The sequence below is a fragment of the Micromonospora sp. WMMA1976 genome (assembly GCF_027497335.1).
Taxonomy (GTDB): Bacteria; Actinomycetota; Actinomycetes; order Mycobacteriales; family Micromonosporaceae; genus Micromonospora; species Micromonospora aurantiaca.
In genome coordinates this window covers 4,865,001-4,878,276 of sequence record NZ_CP114912.1, presented here as the reverse complement: position 1 = coordinate 4,878,276, position 13,276 = coordinate 4,865,001, and the positions used below count along the sequence as shown (strand labels likewise).

General features: G+C 69.5%; 14 protein-coding genes, 2 tRNA genes and 1 rRNA gene (1 of these 17 running past the window's edge). 13 read left to right on the top strand and 4 right to left on the bottom strand.

Going from position 1 to position 13,276, the window contains the following annotated elements; translation table 11 throughout:
• Positions 1 to 15: 15 nt before the first annotated feature.
• The 4 genes from O7546_RS22345 (at position 16) to O7546_RS22330 (ending at position 3,564) form a co-directional block, all read left to right on the top strand.
• Positions 16 to 420 carry a hypothetical protein gene (locus O7546_RS22345; protein WP_194803418.1) on the top strand — a complete coding sequence of 135 codons (405 nt, stop codon included), beginning with the start codon at positions 16 to 18 and terminating at the stop codon, positions 418 to 420.
• Between the two features lie 778 nt (positions 421 to 1,198).
• Complete coding sequence (locus tag O7546_RS22340) at positions 1,199 to 1,774, top strand: contact-dependent growth inhibition system immunity protein (RefSeq protein ID WP_269697497.1); 576 nt, start codon at positions 1,199 to 1,201, stop codon at positions 1,772 to 1,774.
• A gap of 328 nt (positions 1,775 to 2,102) precedes the next feature.
• Positions 2,103 to 2,549, top strand: coding sequence for an SRPBCC family protein (locus O7546_RS22335; protein WP_194803419.1), 447 nt, complete (start codon positions 2,103 to 2,105; stop codon positions 2,547 to 2,549).
• A gap of 40 nt (positions 2,550 to 2,589) precedes the next feature.
• The gene (locus O7546_RS22330) at positions 2,590 to 3,564 is read left to right on the top strand and encodes an alpha/beta hydrolase (protein WP_194803420.1); all 975 of its coding nucleotides are present in this window, start codon (positions 2,590 to 2,592) and stop codon (positions 3,562 to 3,564) included.
• A gap of 19 nt (positions 3,565 to 3,583) precedes the next feature.
• Here O7546_RS22330 and O7546_RS22325 read toward each other — a convergent pair whose 3' ends face one another.
• Complete coding sequence (locus tag O7546_RS22325) at positions 3,584 to 4,237, bottom strand: Type 1 glutamine amidotransferase-like domain-containing protein (RefSeq protein ID WP_194803421.1); 654 nt, start codon at positions 4,235 to 4,237, stop codon at positions 3,584 to 3,586.
• A gap of 152 nt (positions 4,238 to 4,389) precedes the next feature.
• Here O7546_RS22325 and O7546_RS22320 point away from each other — a divergent pair, with 152 nt between their 5' ends.
• Positions 4,390 to 5,001, top strand: coding sequence for a hypothetical protein (locus O7546_RS22320; protein ID WP_269697495.1), 612 nt, complete (start codon positions 4,390 to 4,392; stop codon positions 4,999 to 5,001).
• Positions 5,002 to 5,112: 111 nt separating this feature from the next.
• Here the strand turns inward: O7546_RS22320 and O7546_RS22315 are convergent.
• Positions 5,113 to 5,186, bottom strand: a tRNA-Gly gene (locus O7546_RS22315).
• 256 nt (positions 5,187 to 5,442) lie between these two features.
• Between O7546_RS22315 and O7546_RS22310 the strand changes: the two genes are divergently transcribed.
• From O7546_RS22310 to clpX, 5 genes are all read left to right on the top strand, one after another.
• Positions 5,443 to 5,516: transfer RNA gene (locus tag O7546_RS22310), tRNA-Pro, on the top strand.
• Positions 5,517 to 5,665: 149 nt separating this feature from the next.
• Positions 5,666 to 7,012, top strand: coding sequence for a trigger factor (gene tig, locus O7546_RS22305; protein WP_120573609.1), 1,347 nt, complete (start codon positions 5,666 to 5,668; stop codon positions 7,010 to 7,012).
• A gap of 175 nt (positions 7,013 to 7,187) precedes the next feature.
• Positions 7,188 to 7,829, top strand: coding sequence for an ATP-dependent Clp protease proteolytic subunit (locus O7546_RS22300; protein WP_018786886.1), 642 nt, complete (start codon positions 7,188 to 7,190; stop codon positions 7,827 to 7,829).
• 14 nt (positions 7,830 to 7,843) lie between these two features.
• A complete protein-coding gene (locus tag O7546_RS22295) occupies positions 7,844 to 8,506 on the top strand; it encodes an ATP-dependent Clp protease proteolytic subunit (RefSeq protein ID WP_013288034.1) in 663 nt (220 codons plus the stop codon).
• A gap of 227 nt (positions 8,507 to 8,733) precedes the next feature.
• Positions 8,734 to 10,026 (top strand): ATP-dependent Clp protease ATP-binding subunit ClpX, encoded by a 1,293-nt coding sequence (clpX, locus tag O7546_RS22290; protein WP_013288033.1) that lies wholly within the window; start codon positions 8,734 to 8,736, stop codon positions 10,024 to 10,026.
• Positions 10,027 to 10,049: 23 nt separating this feature from the next.
• Here clpX and O7546_RS22285 read toward each other — a convergent pair whose 3' ends face one another.
• The gene (locus O7546_RS22285; protein WP_194803423.1) at positions 10,050 to 10,673 is read right to left on the bottom strand and encodes an XRE family transcriptional regulator; all 624 of its coding nucleotides are present in this window, start codon (positions 10,671 to 10,673) and stop codon (positions 10,050 to 10,052) included.
• Between the two features lie 41 nt (positions 10,674 to 10,714).
• Here O7546_RS22285 and O7546_RS22280 point away from each other — a divergent pair, with 41 nt between their 5' ends.
• Positions 10,715 to 11,548 (top strand): EamA family transporter, encoded by an 834-nt coding sequence (locus O7546_RS22280; protein WP_281600008.1) that lies wholly within the window; start codon positions 10,715 to 10,717, stop codon positions 11,546 to 11,548.
• A 39-nt stretch (positions 11,549 to 11,587) separates the two neighbouring features.
• Positions 11,588 to 12,385, top strand: coding sequence for a carbon-nitrogen hydrolase family protein (locus tag O7546_RS22275; RefSeq protein WP_194803424.1), 798 nt, complete (start codon positions 11,588 to 11,590; stop codon positions 12,383 to 12,385).
• A 7-nt stretch (positions 12,386 to 12,392) separates the two neighbouring features.
• Here the strand turns inward: O7546_RS22275 and O7546_RS22270 are convergent, their stop codons facing one another.
• On the bottom strand, positions 12,393 to 12,614 hold the full coding sequence (locus O7546_RS22270; RefSeq protein ID WP_013288029.1) for a hypothetical protein: 222 nt from the start codon (positions 12,612 to 12,614) through the stop codon (positions 12,393 to 12,395).
• Between the two features lie 642 nt (positions 12,615 to 13,256).
• On the opposite strand from O7546_RS22270, the gene O7546_RS22265 reads away from it, so the two are divergent.
• A 16S ribosomal RNA gene (locus tag O7546_RS22265) occupies positions 13,257 to 13,276 on the top strand; it runs 1,495 nt beyond the window's last position.

The following is a 13,276-nucleotide window of genomic DNA, read 5'->3' as shown; positions in this document are numbered from 1 at the left end:
GAGGAGTAGAGACTCGTGCATCGCCTAAAACTCGGTGTCATTGTCACCGTCAGCGCGCTTATGGCATCGGTCGGGCTCGCGGCCGCGCCGGCGCATGCCGCATCCCCGACTCCCTTCAGTATCTCGGCCGGTTCAGACTTTGGCCACACAAAGGGTGGAATCACCTGGTACAACCGCTCAGTCGGCGTGCAAGGCGAGGTCTGCAATGGCGGCGGCACCACGACCGCCGCGTGGTTCTACTTCTACACCAACCGCACCGGCTCCGGCACCCCGCACAGTTATGAGAGTCGCACGGCCCCTGATGGCGCCTGCCGCAGTTTCAACTGGACCCAGGAAGGGCCTGTCGGTGGCATCCTGAGCGTTCACGTTTATCTCTGCGCGCCCGAGTGCGGCGTGCCGCAGCTCCTCAAGCGACCCTGAGCAACCCGACCTCGCTATGGGGGGTCGGGCGGTGGTTGGGCACTAGGTCATGCGGCCTGATCAGCTCAGTGCGAACGGCTGGCCGGCACCGCCGGCCAGCCGTTCGCCGAGATGAAGCCGGGCACCTCATGGCACCCCGCAGCGCGGGACGACGGATCCAAGCTGTCTGGCGAGGCGTGACGACCGACCGAGGACAACTATCAGCGAGTGACCCTCGGCGGGAAGTTGCGCCTGGTGCCTGCGGAGCGAGGGCTCCGAGCCGGGCAGTGCGGATGGCGCGCGATGGCTGCGCTGTTGCCGCACGGCGTCAGCGGGTGGGCCGGTGGGGCGTCGGCTGGGTACGTCGCGATGGCGCTGCTCGGCGCGCTGCTGTTCGGCACGGCCGGCCTGGCCCTCGGGCCCTGGCCTTGCGGAACTCTGCCTTTTTCGGCTGGTCAGAGTCGTGTTGTGCGACACAGACCGATGCAGTAAACCCGGGTAGCGCCTCGGCGGCCTCGTCGGGGCTCATTCCGAACCGCAGAGGTTCCACGCTGACCGACGGCGTGTACGTCCACTGCTCTCGCTCTGCCTCGGTCAGGACATGCCAGGGGCTCGTCATGAGTCAGCCACTCCCATCTCGTTCGTGGCCGCAGGGTTCGTGCTCGGCCTGGCTCGGCACCAGCGGATGCCGATGGGTCTTCGGTGGTTCGTCCATTCTTCGGGGGCTGCGCTTCGTCGACGACGGGAAGCGGCCCGGGACGAGGAAGACAGCCGCCGGATGCGGGCTAGCCTGACCGCCGTGACGACGATCGAGCAGTTGGAACGGGACGTCTGGCCGGACCCCGGCCGGGAGGCCACGTCTCTCGTGAGGCGCTGCTCGGAGCTACGACGCAAGCCGCTGGCCGAGTTCACCGTGGAAGACCTGCGCATCATGCTCGGGCAGGGGATCGGCGTGTCGGCTCTGCTGCCTCTCGCGGTACAGGTCCTGCTCCGCGATCCGTTGGCCGAGGGCGACTACTACCCGGGTGACCTGCTCGCCAACGTGCTGCGGCTTCCCGGCCCGGCGTGGTCGGGCCTGCGAACGGAACGGGAGCGGCTGCGGTCGGTTCTGGCGGAGCTCGTCGCCGGTCGCCCGTCCTCCGACGCCGGTCCGGGCCCTCGTGACCCGGACCAGCGTCTTCGCGGCGCCATCGGGCAGTTTCTCGGCGATGAGAGCGGAGTTCCAGCTGGTGGGTACGCCAGTCCATGGCGGCGAGCAGGACCTCTACCAGGGCCGACCGATTCGCCGCGCCGATCCCTCCAGCGCCCGGTGCATGACGTTCCCGGCGTCCTCGGGCAGTTCCCGCGGACCGAGCATCGGCAGTATCAGGATTAGCCGCTGCGCCCAGCCGCTCGTCCGGCAGTGCCGCCACGGCGAGCAGTTCCGCCCAGGTCATCGCGGACGTGAACCCGTGGCCGCCGACCGAGGCGAGAACCTTCGCCGGCTGCCCCGGCCGGTCCTCCACGAAGTCGAGTCCCGCCTCGTCCTCGAGGTTGCGGTAGACGATCCGAAGCCACACGTCTGCGTCGAGCCGCACCGAGACCGCCGGCCAGCGCTCCGGGTCGTTGAGGACGTCACACATCGCGTCGTAGTCGGCGGCCGGCACTCCGAAGGTGGCCTCCGACTCGACCGTACGCCCAGCAGAGGACAGACATTGCAGCCGATGACATTCAGCCACACGATCTCCGCACCGCCGGAGAAGGTGTGGCGGTGCCTCGCCGACGTCGCGCGGTATCCGGCGCTGCTGACCAAGGTCGACGCGACCGAGCTGCTCCACAGCCAGGCGTTCGGAACGGGCACGAGATGGCGGGAGACCCGCAGGCCGTACGGCTGGCCCGTCACCGTGGAACTCCGCGTGACCGACTGCCGGCCCCCGTTCCGCTACGTCGTCGAGTGCTTCGCGGGCGGGCACAGTGTGACCGAGTACCGGCTGGTTCCCGGTGCCGCGGTTGGTACCACCGACCTCCAGCTCACCTACACCTTGACCGGTGGCTCACCGATCCATCGGATCAGCCGGGTCATCGCCCGTCGACGGTTCCTCGCCTGCGTCAGGGAGAACAACGTCCAGGACCTGCTCGACATCGAGCGAGCATGCGGGGCCAATGCGTGAGGACGCGGGCAGGTGGCAGGAGCCTCGTACGGTCGACGGGGTGTTGTTCGAACCGGTGACTGCGGAGTTCTCGTTCGAGGATGACGGCAACCAGCTGGTCGGCGACGTCGTCCGGCCGCCCTGGCCGGGGCCGTACCCGGCGGTGGTCTTCGTCGAGGGTTCCGGGCCGGGCGGTCGCGACCAGGGGTCGTGGCAGACGAGGCTGGCCGCAGCCGGCTTCGCGAGCCTCGCCTATGACAAGCCCGGTTCCGGCGCGTCGACGGGTGACTGGACCCGTCAGACCATGGCCGACCGCGCCGCCGAGACCGTGGCCGCGGTCCGGGCCGTGCGGAGCCGCGAGGACGTGCTGTCCGGCGCGGTCGCGCTGATCGGCGGCAGCCAGGGCGGCTGGGTGGCTCACCTCGCGGCGGCAGCGGACGACAGGATCGCGGCGGTGGTGACGGTGTCGGGTCCGGGCGTGCGCGTACGGGACCAGGAGGAGTACCGGCTCCGCCACCAACTCGCTGCGGAGGGCTTCGGCGGCGCCGACATCCAGCAGGCCCTTCTCCTGCTACGCGACCAGATCCGGCGGGTCCAGTCGGGCGACGACCCGGCGCGCGTGCACGCCGCGCAGGCGCACTGGCACGGCGCTCCCTGGTATCCGATGCTCGCCGGGACGACACCCGAGTCCATCGCGTTCATCGCGGGCATCGCGGACTACGACCCCGCCCCGGCACTGGCGGCTCTGCGCTGCCCGCTGCTGGCGATCTTCGGCGCGGACGACCTGCTGGTGCCGGTGGAGGCGAGCGTGCGCGCCATCAGCGGCACCCTCGACGACGCACGCCACGCCGACCACACGACCGTGGTCTTCCCCGGCGCCGACCACAGCATCCGCGTCTACACGGGGGAAGGGCCCGCGCAGGTCAGGGAGGGGCGCTACACCCCTGCCGAGCGGGCGCCGGGCTTCGACGAACTCGTCGTCACCTGGCTGCAGCGCCGTCTACCGGCGACCGACCCGGGGTACGCGGCGCGCTGATCGCGGCATGGGCGGGTGCTCACGCGGGGAACCACCTCCACTGCCCCTCGGAGACGACCTCGACGGCGCCGTCGGTCACCTTGACGGCCGTCTGGTCGTCGATCGCGTACGCCGGACCGGCGATCTCGGCCGCCCACTTCTCGGCAGCCGCCATGGTGTTGTCCGGTTCGAGGCCCAGGTGCGGGAAGATCGAGAAGTCGACGAGCCCGAGCGTGCGGTCGTCGGGTGCGGACTGCCACTCGACGAATTCCGTGCCGACCCGGGGGGTGAGCACCATGCTGCCGGCGCTCAGCCCCACCCAGACGGTGTCCCGCAGCGACGGCAGGAGGTCCGCCAGCCCGGACTGCCGCATCCAGTGGCACAGGTACGTCGCGTCGCCGCCGTGCACGAGCAGGACGTCGGTCTCCCGGACCCAGGGGACCCAGTGCTCCTGGCCGATGCTGGGTAGCGCTGACAGTTCGAGTACGCCCAGCGACTTCCAGCCGAGGCCGCTCATGGGCAGCGGCGTCTGACCGGTGATGAAGCGCCAGGCCGAGGCCGGTCCGCCCATCGGGTACGCCGCAGTGGGGATGCAGAGTGCGCTGGATTCGGCGATCGGCTTGCCCAGCAGGTCGACCAGAGCATCGTTGATGCTCGGGTTCTGGACGCCTGCGGATGTGAGGAGAAGTTTCACGCTTGCCTCCTGCGCGTAGCGGTCATGACGCTCTGCCCGGTGTCCGGAGATAGGTGCACAGGAATGCTGACCGGACGCGGTAACGAAACTCATCGCGATCCCGGCTGTACGGCCGGTCGATGCGTGGCCGGGGAGAGCCCTAGGCTGACGCCATGTCGGCGGAGCACGAAGTGATCGACCTGGACGAACGCGATCACCGGCCGGCGGATTCGAGCGGCGCTGTTCCCGGTCGCCGCGTGTCCGGACGAACAATGAACGTACGGCTCGTTGCTGCCTTCGTGATCGGCGCTGTGCTCGGCGGTGTCGGTGTGAGCGAGCTGCGAGTCTCGCGGGACGAGCGGGAGCGGAACGCCTCGGTCGCGCTCGTGGCCTTACCTCAAGACAGGGTCAGCGGAGGTTCGGGTACTGAAGCCCTGGGCGTCATCCAGCTGAACGGACAGCTCGCGGTGATCAACACGGGACCCGCGCCGATCACTGTCGGTGCGGCTGTCGGTCAACGACCCGGCATCCAGGTCCGTGACACCGGCCAGCCGAAGCTGCTACGCCCTGGCGGTACCGGCTGGATCGAGGTCGAGGTGCGCGTCGAGTGCGCTGGTGCCACCGCGTTCGAGAGTGAGCCGTTGTCGATACGGTTCTCGGTCGAGACCGCCGACCGGCAGGTCAGAGAGGTCAGCTACCCCGTCGCCGTAAAAGGAAGCGCCTGGGAGCGGGAGGCGGAGATGCCGTGCGCGCATCTCAGTCACTCGGGGAGACGCGGCGGCTAGCGCAGGGGTCACAGCACCATGCGGGCGGCCCTGCTCCATCAGCACACCATCGGCGTGACCGTGAGATGGCCCAGGTGCCGCGTTCATGCGGTCTGCCTGGGCCTTCGTGGTTGGAGCGGGCGACGGGAATCGAACCCGCACCGTCAGTTTGGAAGACTGAAGCTCTGCCATTGAGCTACGCCCGCGAGCGCCCCACCACAGCAGGGCGCGCCGACAGCGTACCCAATGAACCACGGCCACCGCGCAGCGCGTACCCGGAGGTTCCCGCCGACCTTCAAGATCCACGCCACTTCGGCGAGGTGGCGCCTTCCCGGGCCCTCGGACCCAGCCACTTCCCCGAACTGGCGCCTGGCACCGCCCGCCCGGCCGCGCCCGGCGACCGCCGCGCCGTGCCCCGTCACCCGCGCGGGTGGCCGGACGGCATACACTCTTCGTCGCCACCGGGGTGTGGCGCAGCTTGGTAGCGCACTCGCTTTGGGAGCGAGGGGCCGTGGGTTCAAATCCCGCCACCCCGACTGTCGTTCGCGACCGGATCGTCCCGGGAACCGCCGGTTTTCTCCGCGCGGTGCCCGGGCCCTGCCGATGCCGTCGGCCGGCTCGCCTACACTCGATGCGCGCAATCACGCCCCAGACTCAACACCCAGATCCGTCAAGGAGTACGCCTGTGAAGAGCACCGTCGAGACTCTGAGCCCGACGCGCGTGCGGCTCGCCATCGAGGTGCCGTTCGTCGAGCTCGAGCCGAGCCTCAAGAAGGCGTACCGGGAGATCGGCCAGCAGGTCCAGGTTCCCGGCTTCCGCCGGGGCAAGGTTCCCAGCGCGGTGATCGACCAGCGGGTGGGCCGGGGGACCGTCCTCAACGAGGCGATCCAGGAGGCCATCCCGCAGAACATCCTCGCCGCGGTCCGGGAGCACGACCTGAAGACGCTCGGCCGTCCCGAGGTCGACATCACCGAGTTCAACGACGGCGACTCGCTCAACTTCACCGCCGAGGTGGACGTCCGGCCGGAGATCACCCTGCCGGACCCGGCCACCATCGAGGTGACCGTCGACGAGATCGAGATCGCCGACAGCGAGATCGACGAGCAGATCAACAGCCTGCGCGAGCGGTTCGCCACGCTGAAGACCGTCGAGCGGGCCGCCCAGGAGGGCGACTTCGTGCAGATCGACCTGAACGCCACGGTCGACGGCGAGGAGGTCCCGGGCGGTTCGGCGAGCAACATCTCGCACGAGGTGGGCAGCAAGCAGCTCCTGCCGGGTCTGGACGAGGCGCTGGTCGGCCTGGCCGCCGGCGACAGCACCACCTTCACCACGCAGCTCGTCGGCGGCGACTTCGCCGGCCGGGACGCCGACGTGGCGGTGACCGTCCGCACGGTCAAGGAGAAGGAGCTCCCCGAGCTCAACGACGACTTCGCGCAGATGGCGAGCGAGTTCGACACCATCGACGAGCTGCGCGGCGACCTGCGGGAGCGGGTCACCCGGGGCAAGCAGGTCGAGCAGATCTACGCCGCCCGTGACAAGGCCCTGGAGCAGATGGTGGCCGCCGCCGAGGTGCCGGCGCCCGAGGGCGTCGTCAAGGAGGAGGTCGAGAGCCGCAAGGCCGCGATGGTCGACCAGCTCGAGCGCATCGGCGCCTCCCTGGAGGAATACCTCGCGGCGGAGGAGAAGACCGAGGAGCAGATCGACACCGAGCTGACCGAGGCGGCGACCGACGGCGTCAAGATCCAGCTCCTGCTGGACACCCTGGCCGACGCCGAGGACGTGCAGGTCTCCGACGACGAGTTCGGTCACGAGATCGTGCACCGCGCCCAGCGCGCCGGCATGGCCCCGCAGCAGTACTACGACCAGCTGGTCCGCTCCGGCGCCGCCGCGGCCGTCTTCGGCGACGTCCGCCGGGGCAAGGCGCTCGCCGCGGTGATGGAGAAGATCAAGATCAAGGACTCGGCGGGCAACGAGGTCTCCCTCGACGCGCTGCGGGCCCAGAACGAGGCCGAGCACGACCACCAGCACTGATCATCGGGGGTGTCGGCCGCCGTCCCGCGCTGCGCGCCGGGAGGCGGCCGAAACCCTTTCCGGGGTACGCCGTGCGGGTGACTGCGCTGAGAGCGAACAGTGCCCCGACCGGGAGTACGCCTCCCGGCTGAGCGGTTAGTGTCGGGTAGGACGGTACGGAGAGCGAAGGGCTGCCATGACCGACATGCACATCCCCAAGAAGTCGCTCCGGGTGAACGAGGCCCGCGGTGGCGACTCCATTGGCAACCTCGACGACTCGGTCTACAACCGGTTGCTCAAGGAACGGATCATCTTCCTCGGCAGCGAGGTGAACGACCAGGTGGCCAACCGCATCTGCGCGCAGCTCCTGCTGCTCGCCGCGGAGGACCCGGACCGCGACATCTTCCTCTGGATCAACTCGCCGGGTGGCTCGGTCTACTCCGGCATGGCGATCTACGACACCATGCAGTACATCGACAACGACGTCTCGACAGTGGCGATGGGCATGGCGGCCTCCATGGGCCAGCTGCTGCTCTGCGCCGGCACCAAGGGCAAGCGCTACGCCCTGCCGCACGCGCGGATCATGATGCACCAGCCCTCGGGCGGTCTCGGCGGCACCGCGTCGGACATCGCGATCCAGGCCGAGCAGATGCTCTACACCAAGCGGATGTTCCAGGAGCGGGTCGCGTTCCACACCGGCCAGTCCCAGGAGCAGATCGAGGCCGACTCGGACCGCGACCGTTGGTTCACCGCCCAGGAGGCCATGGACTACGGCTTCATCGACAAGGTGATCATCGGAGCCGCCCAGGTTCCGGATGGCGCCGGGACCCTGAGCTGAGCGAGGAGCTGACGATGACCGACCTGAGCCTGCCGCCCCAGTTCGCGGCCGTGCACAACCGCTACGTCCTTCCGTCGTTCGTCGAGCGCACGTCGTACGGGATGAAGGAGTCCAACCCGTACAACAAGCTCTTCGAGGACCGGATCATCTTCCTCGGCGTGCAGGTGGACGACGCGTCGGCGAACGACGTGATGGCCCAGCTGCTGACGCTGGAGGGCACCGACCCGGACCGCGACATCATCATGTACATCAACTCGCCCGGTGGCTCCTTCACGGCCATGACGGCGATCTACGACACCATGCAGTACGTCCGGCCGGACATCCAGACCGTCTGCCTCGGGCAGGCGGCCAGCGCGGCGGCGGTGCTGCTTTCGGCCGGCACCCCGGGCAAGCGGATGGCGCTGCCGAACTCGCGGATCATCATCCACCAGCCGGCCACCGAGGGCGGTTACGGCCAGGGCTCGGACATCGAGATCCAGGCGCGGGAGATCCTGCGGATGCGGACGCAGCTGGAGGACATGCTCTCCCGGCACTGCAACCGCCCGATCGAGCAGGTCCGCAAGGACATCGACCGTGACAAGATCATGACGGCCGAGGAGTCCAAGGAGTACGGGCTGGTCGACACGATCCTGACCAGCCGCAAGAAGGGTCTGCTGGCGTCACACGCCGCGGGCTGAGCAACGTGTGGTCGGAGGTCGGTCGGGGTATCGTTCCCGGTCGACCTCTGACACACCCGTTTTGGGGGTCGGAGAAAACCCGGCCACCGGGTAACGTCGGGTCTGTACCGCTCCGCCGGTCGGATCAGGTGGAGCCGACAGCATGGTGGGACGACAGGACGGACGGGCGCTCCGGCGCTCGCAGGTCAGGGCCGGCGTTCCGGCCGACGAGTGCAGGGAGAACGTAGGTGGCACGGATCGGTGACGGCGGCGACCTACTGAAATGCTCGTTCTGCGGCAAGTCGCAGAAGCAGGTCAAGAAGCTCATCGCGGGCCCTGGTGTCTACATCTGCGACGAGTGCATCGACCTCTGCAACGAGATCATCGAAGAGGAGCTGGCCGAGTCCGGCGAGGTGAAGTGGGAAGAGCTTCCCAAGCCGATGGAGATCTGCCAGTTCCTCGACAACTACGTCGTCGGTCAGGAGCAGGCCAAGAAGGCGCTCGCCGTCGCGGTCTACAACCACTACAAGCGGATCCAGGCCGAGGCCGCTGGAGCGCCGGGCTCCGGCACCGACGGCGTCGAGCTGGCCAAGTCGAACATCCTGCTGCTCGGCCCGACGGGCTGCGGCAAGACGCACCTGGCGCAGACGCTCGCCCGGATGCTCAACGTCCCGTTCGCGATCGCGGACGCCACCGCGCTCACCGAGGCGGGCTACGTCGGCGAGGACGTCGAGAACATCCTGCTGAAGCTGATCCAGGCCGCCGACTACGACATCAAGCGCGCCGAGACCGGCATCATCTACATCGACGAGGTCGACAAGATCGCCCGCAAGTCGGAGAACCCGTCGATCACCCGTGACGTCTCCGGGGAGGGTGTGCAGCAGGCGCTGCTGAAGATGCTCGAGGGCACCGTCGCCAACGTGCCGCCGCAGGGCGGGCGCAAGCACCCGCACCAGGAGTTCATCCAGATCGACACCACGAACGTGCTGTTCATCTGCGGTGGCGCGTTCGCCGGGCTCGACCAGATCATCGAGGCCCGCACCGGCTCCGGCGGCACCGGCTTCGGCGCGCGGCTCCGGTCGGTGTCCGAGCGGTCGACCGACGACATCTTCAGCCAGGTCATGCCGGAGGACATGCTGAAGTTCGGGCTCATCCCCGAGTTCATCGGCCGGCTTCCGGTGATCACCAACGTGCGCAGCCTCGACCGCTCGGCCCTGGTGCGGATCCTGACCGAGCCGCGCAACGCGCTGGTCCGGCAGTACCAGCGCCTGTTCGAGCTCGACGGCGTCGAGCTGGAGTTCGAGCAGCCCGCGCTGGAGGCCATCGCCGACCAGGCCATGCTCCGCGGCACCGGCGCCCGCGGCCTGCGGGCGATCATGGAAGAGGTGCTCCTCTCCGTGATGTACGAGGTGCCGAGCAACCCCGACGCCGCCCGGGTGCTGATCACCCGCGAGGTCGTCCTGGAGAACGTCAACCCGACGATCGTGCCCCGCGAGTTCACCGGCCGGCGCCGGCGGGACCGCGAGGAGAAATCGGCCTGATCGCCGTCGCGACCGCGCCCGGGTCAGCTCGGGCGCGGTCCGCGTGAACGGGTCCGCCGGTCCCACTCGCCCGACGGGGTGACCACCACCATCATCAGGCGCACCGGCCCGTCACCGGCAGTGCGGTAGCCGTGCTCCCGGTCGGCGTGGAACTCGACCGTCTCACCGGCGCGTACCTCGTGGTCGACACCGTCGACGGTGACCGTCGCGGTGCCGTCGAGCACGTGCAGGATCTCCCGGGTGCCGTGGGCGTGGTCCGAGGAGCGCAACGCCTCCCCGGGTTCCATCCGCCAGTCCCACAGCTCGACCAGGTCGGGTTCGCCGAGTCCGCTGAGCAGACGCGCCAGGCCGCCGTGCGGGCCGCGCCACAGCACCGGCGCCTCGTCCGCCGCACTGACCCGTACCGTGCTCTGTTCCGCCGGCTCCAGCAGCCGGGCGATGCTGACGCCGAACGCGTCGGCGACCCGGCAGAGCGTGCCGATGCTCGGATTGGTGCGCGCCCCCTCGATCTGCACCAGCATGCCCTTGCTGACCCCGGACCGGCCGGCCAGCTCCTCGAACGACCAGCCCCGCGCCGCTCGCAGCTCACGTACCTGGCGGGCGACGGCTGAGGTCACCGCGCCGACCCGTCCACCGGTCTCGGTCATCACACTGTCCTTCACGGTCACTATTGTGGTACGACTGCGGGGTGCTCCCCATTGTCCTCGCCGCCGTTTCCGCGCTCGCCTTCGGCACCGCCGACTTCGCCGGCGGCAAGGCGTCCCGGCGCGCCGACCCGATCGCCGTGACCGTGGTGTCGCAGATCCTCAGCGTTCCGCTGCTGCTCGTCCTCGTCCTCGTGGTGCCCGGCACGCCGAGCCCACTCGACCTGGGCTGGGGCCTGCTCGCCGGGGTAGCCGGCGCGGGCGGCGTCATGCTGCTCTACCGCGCGCTCGCCACCGGCGTGATGGCAGTCGTCGCGCCGGTCACCGCGATCACCGCGGCGATCGTGCCGATCGTCGCCGGCCTGGTCCTCGCGCACTCGCCGGGTGCCGTAGCGCTCGGCGGCGCCGGGCTCGCCGTGGTCGCCATCGGCCTGGTCAGCCTGGGAGAGCGCGGAGCGACACGCCGCGTCTCCGGCCGCGTGATCGGCATGGCACTGGCCGCCGGGCTGCTCTTCGGCGTCTTCTTCGCGCTGCTCGGCCAGGCCGACGAGGCGGCCGGCATGTGGCCGGTTCTGGCGGTACGCGTCAGCTCGATCGCGTTCGGCCTCGCGCTCGCCGTCCGCACCGGCGCACGCCTGCGACTGGGGCGGCGCGTCCTCGGCTGGGCCGCGACCGCCGGCCTGCTCGACTCCGCCGCGAACGCGCTGTTCCTCGCCGCGGCGGGCCGGGGGCACCTGAGCGTGGTGGCCGCCATCGCCTCGCTCTACCCGGCGAGCACCGTCCTGCTCGCGCTCGCCGTCGACCGGGAACGGCTCCGGCCGGCACAGGTGGCCGGGCTCGGCTTCGCCGCGGCGGCGCTCGTCCTGTCCAGCGTCTGAGCCCTGTCGCGCGCCCGCTTCCGCCCGTACCCTCGGGTCATGCGCGTCGCCGTCTGCCAGCTCAACGCCCGCGACGACCGGGCGGCGAACCTCGCCGCCGCCGAGGCCCTGCTGGTCAGGGCCGCGGCGGCGGGCGCGGATCTCGCCCTCCTTCCGGAGTACGTCGACTACCTCGGTCACGCCGACCGGATGCCGCCCGCCGAGCCGGTCGACGGGACCGTGGGGCGGTTCTTCGCGGAGACCGCCCGCCGGCTGGGCATGTGGGTGATCGCCGGCTCGTTCCACGAGGCCGGTCCGGACCCGGCGCACACCTGGAACACCTCGCTGGTCTTCGACCGCGAGGGCGCGCTCGCCGCCACCTACCGCAAAATCCACCTGTACGACGTGGAGATCCCCGGCCGCGTCTCCTACCTCGAGTCGGCAACCGTCGCGCCGGGCGAGAAGCCCGTGGTGGTCGACGTCGAGGGCCTGCGGGTCGGTCTGTCCATCTGTTACGACCTGCGGTTCCCGGAGCTGTACCGGCAGCTCGCGACCGACGGCGGCGCCGAACTGCTCGTGGTGCCGGCGGCGTTCATGATGCACACCGGGCGGGACCACTGGGAGGTGCTGCTGCGGGCCCGGGCGATCGAGAACCAGTGTTTCGTGGCGGCGGCCGGACAGACAGGTGACCACGACCCGGGCCGGACCTGCTTCGGGCGCAGCATGGTGGTCGACCCGTGGGGGACCGTGCTGAGCCAGGTCGCCGACGGCCCCGGGCTGGCGGTCACCGAGATCGACCTGGAGCGCCTGCGGACGATCCGCGCCGAGCTGCCCAGCCTGGCCAACCGCCGGCTCTGACCCGAGGTCAGCCCCCGAAGAGCAGGCCCAGGGCGGCGATCCCGGCGATCGCCGCCGCAGTGACCAGGAGAGCGGTGGTCATCCGGGAGGGGCCGCGCCGGGCCAGGCGCCTGATCGACAGCACCAGTACGGCGAGCACGACGGCCCCGATCACCAACTGCCAGAACGGCAGCAGGAGGCCGAGCAGAGCGTCCTCGGCGACGGCCGGGACCGGGGACGGATCATCCATGCCGACCACTCTGGCACGGCACCGCACCGGACGACCCCTTCGACCGTGGCTCGCCGCGGAAACGGCCGACGTTCACCCAATGACGATCATTGATTTGCCTTCCGAGGCGGGTCCGCGTAACTTTCTCTCTGCACGCGGGAGGCCGGGCAAACCGGCCGAGAACGGGCGCCAGGCTGGTGGCGGTGACGCCGAGCCAGACTGAGATTCGGGCGGTGCTCGGCACTCCGGGACACGGAGTTGCAAACGCGAAGCCGACCGGGTAGAGTTCGAAAGCCGGCAGGGAGCCGGGCGGGTGGTCGCGAGAGCGACGCCGGCCGGTCCGCCGAAACCCACGAGAGCAGCGACCACCGGAAACGGTGAGCGTCAGCGTGGGTCTGGTCGAGCCAAGTTGATCACCTCGAACACGAGGTTGACGACGGAAGCAAGACCGAGTAGGTTGGAGAGGTTGCCCCAAACGGGGGTTCCGCTGGTTAGCGGTGCTTCTGGTTGGTGTGTGGTTGTTCTTTGAGAACTCAACAGGGTGCTTGTAAAGCCAGTGCCAATTGTTTTATACCCCGGACTGGTCAGGCCGTTTGGTTTGGCTGGTTGGGATTCCTTTGGCAACACTTTTGTTGCCAGGTTGATTGCTGTTCGACAAAGTTTTTGTTGGAGAGTTTGATCCT

Excerpts from the sequence above, each read along its gene's own strand:
- O7546_RS22295 (WP_013288034.1), top strand. The coding sequence starts at position 7,844 with ATGACCGACCTGAGCCTGCCGCCCCAGTTCGCGGCCGTGCACAACCGC.
- O7546_RS22270 (WP_013288029.1), bottom strand. The coding sequence starts at position 12,614 with ATGGATGATCCGTCCCCGGTCCCGGCCGTCGCCGAGGACGCTCTGCTC.
- O7546_RS22335 (WP_194803419.1), top strand. The coding sequence starts at position 2,103 with ATGACATTCAGCCACACGATCTCCGCACCGCCGGAGAAGGTGTGGCGG.
- O7546_RS22300 (WP_018786886.1), top strand. The coding sequence starts at position 7,188 with ATGACCGACATGCACATCCCCAAGAAGTCGCTCCGGGTGAACGAGGCC.
- O7546_RS22275 (WP_194803424.1), top strand. The coding sequence starts at position 11,588 with ATGCGCGTCGCCGTCTGCCAGCTCAACGCCCGCGACGACCGGGCGGCG.
- O7546_RS22320 (WP_269697495.1), top strand. The coding sequence starts at position 4,390 with ATGTCGGCGGAGCACGAAGTGATCGACCTGGACGAACGCGATCACCGG.
- O7546_RS22285 (WP_194803423.1), bottom strand. The coding sequence starts at position 10,673 with ATGACCGAGACCGGTGGACGGGTCGGCGCGGTGACCTCAGCCGTCGCC.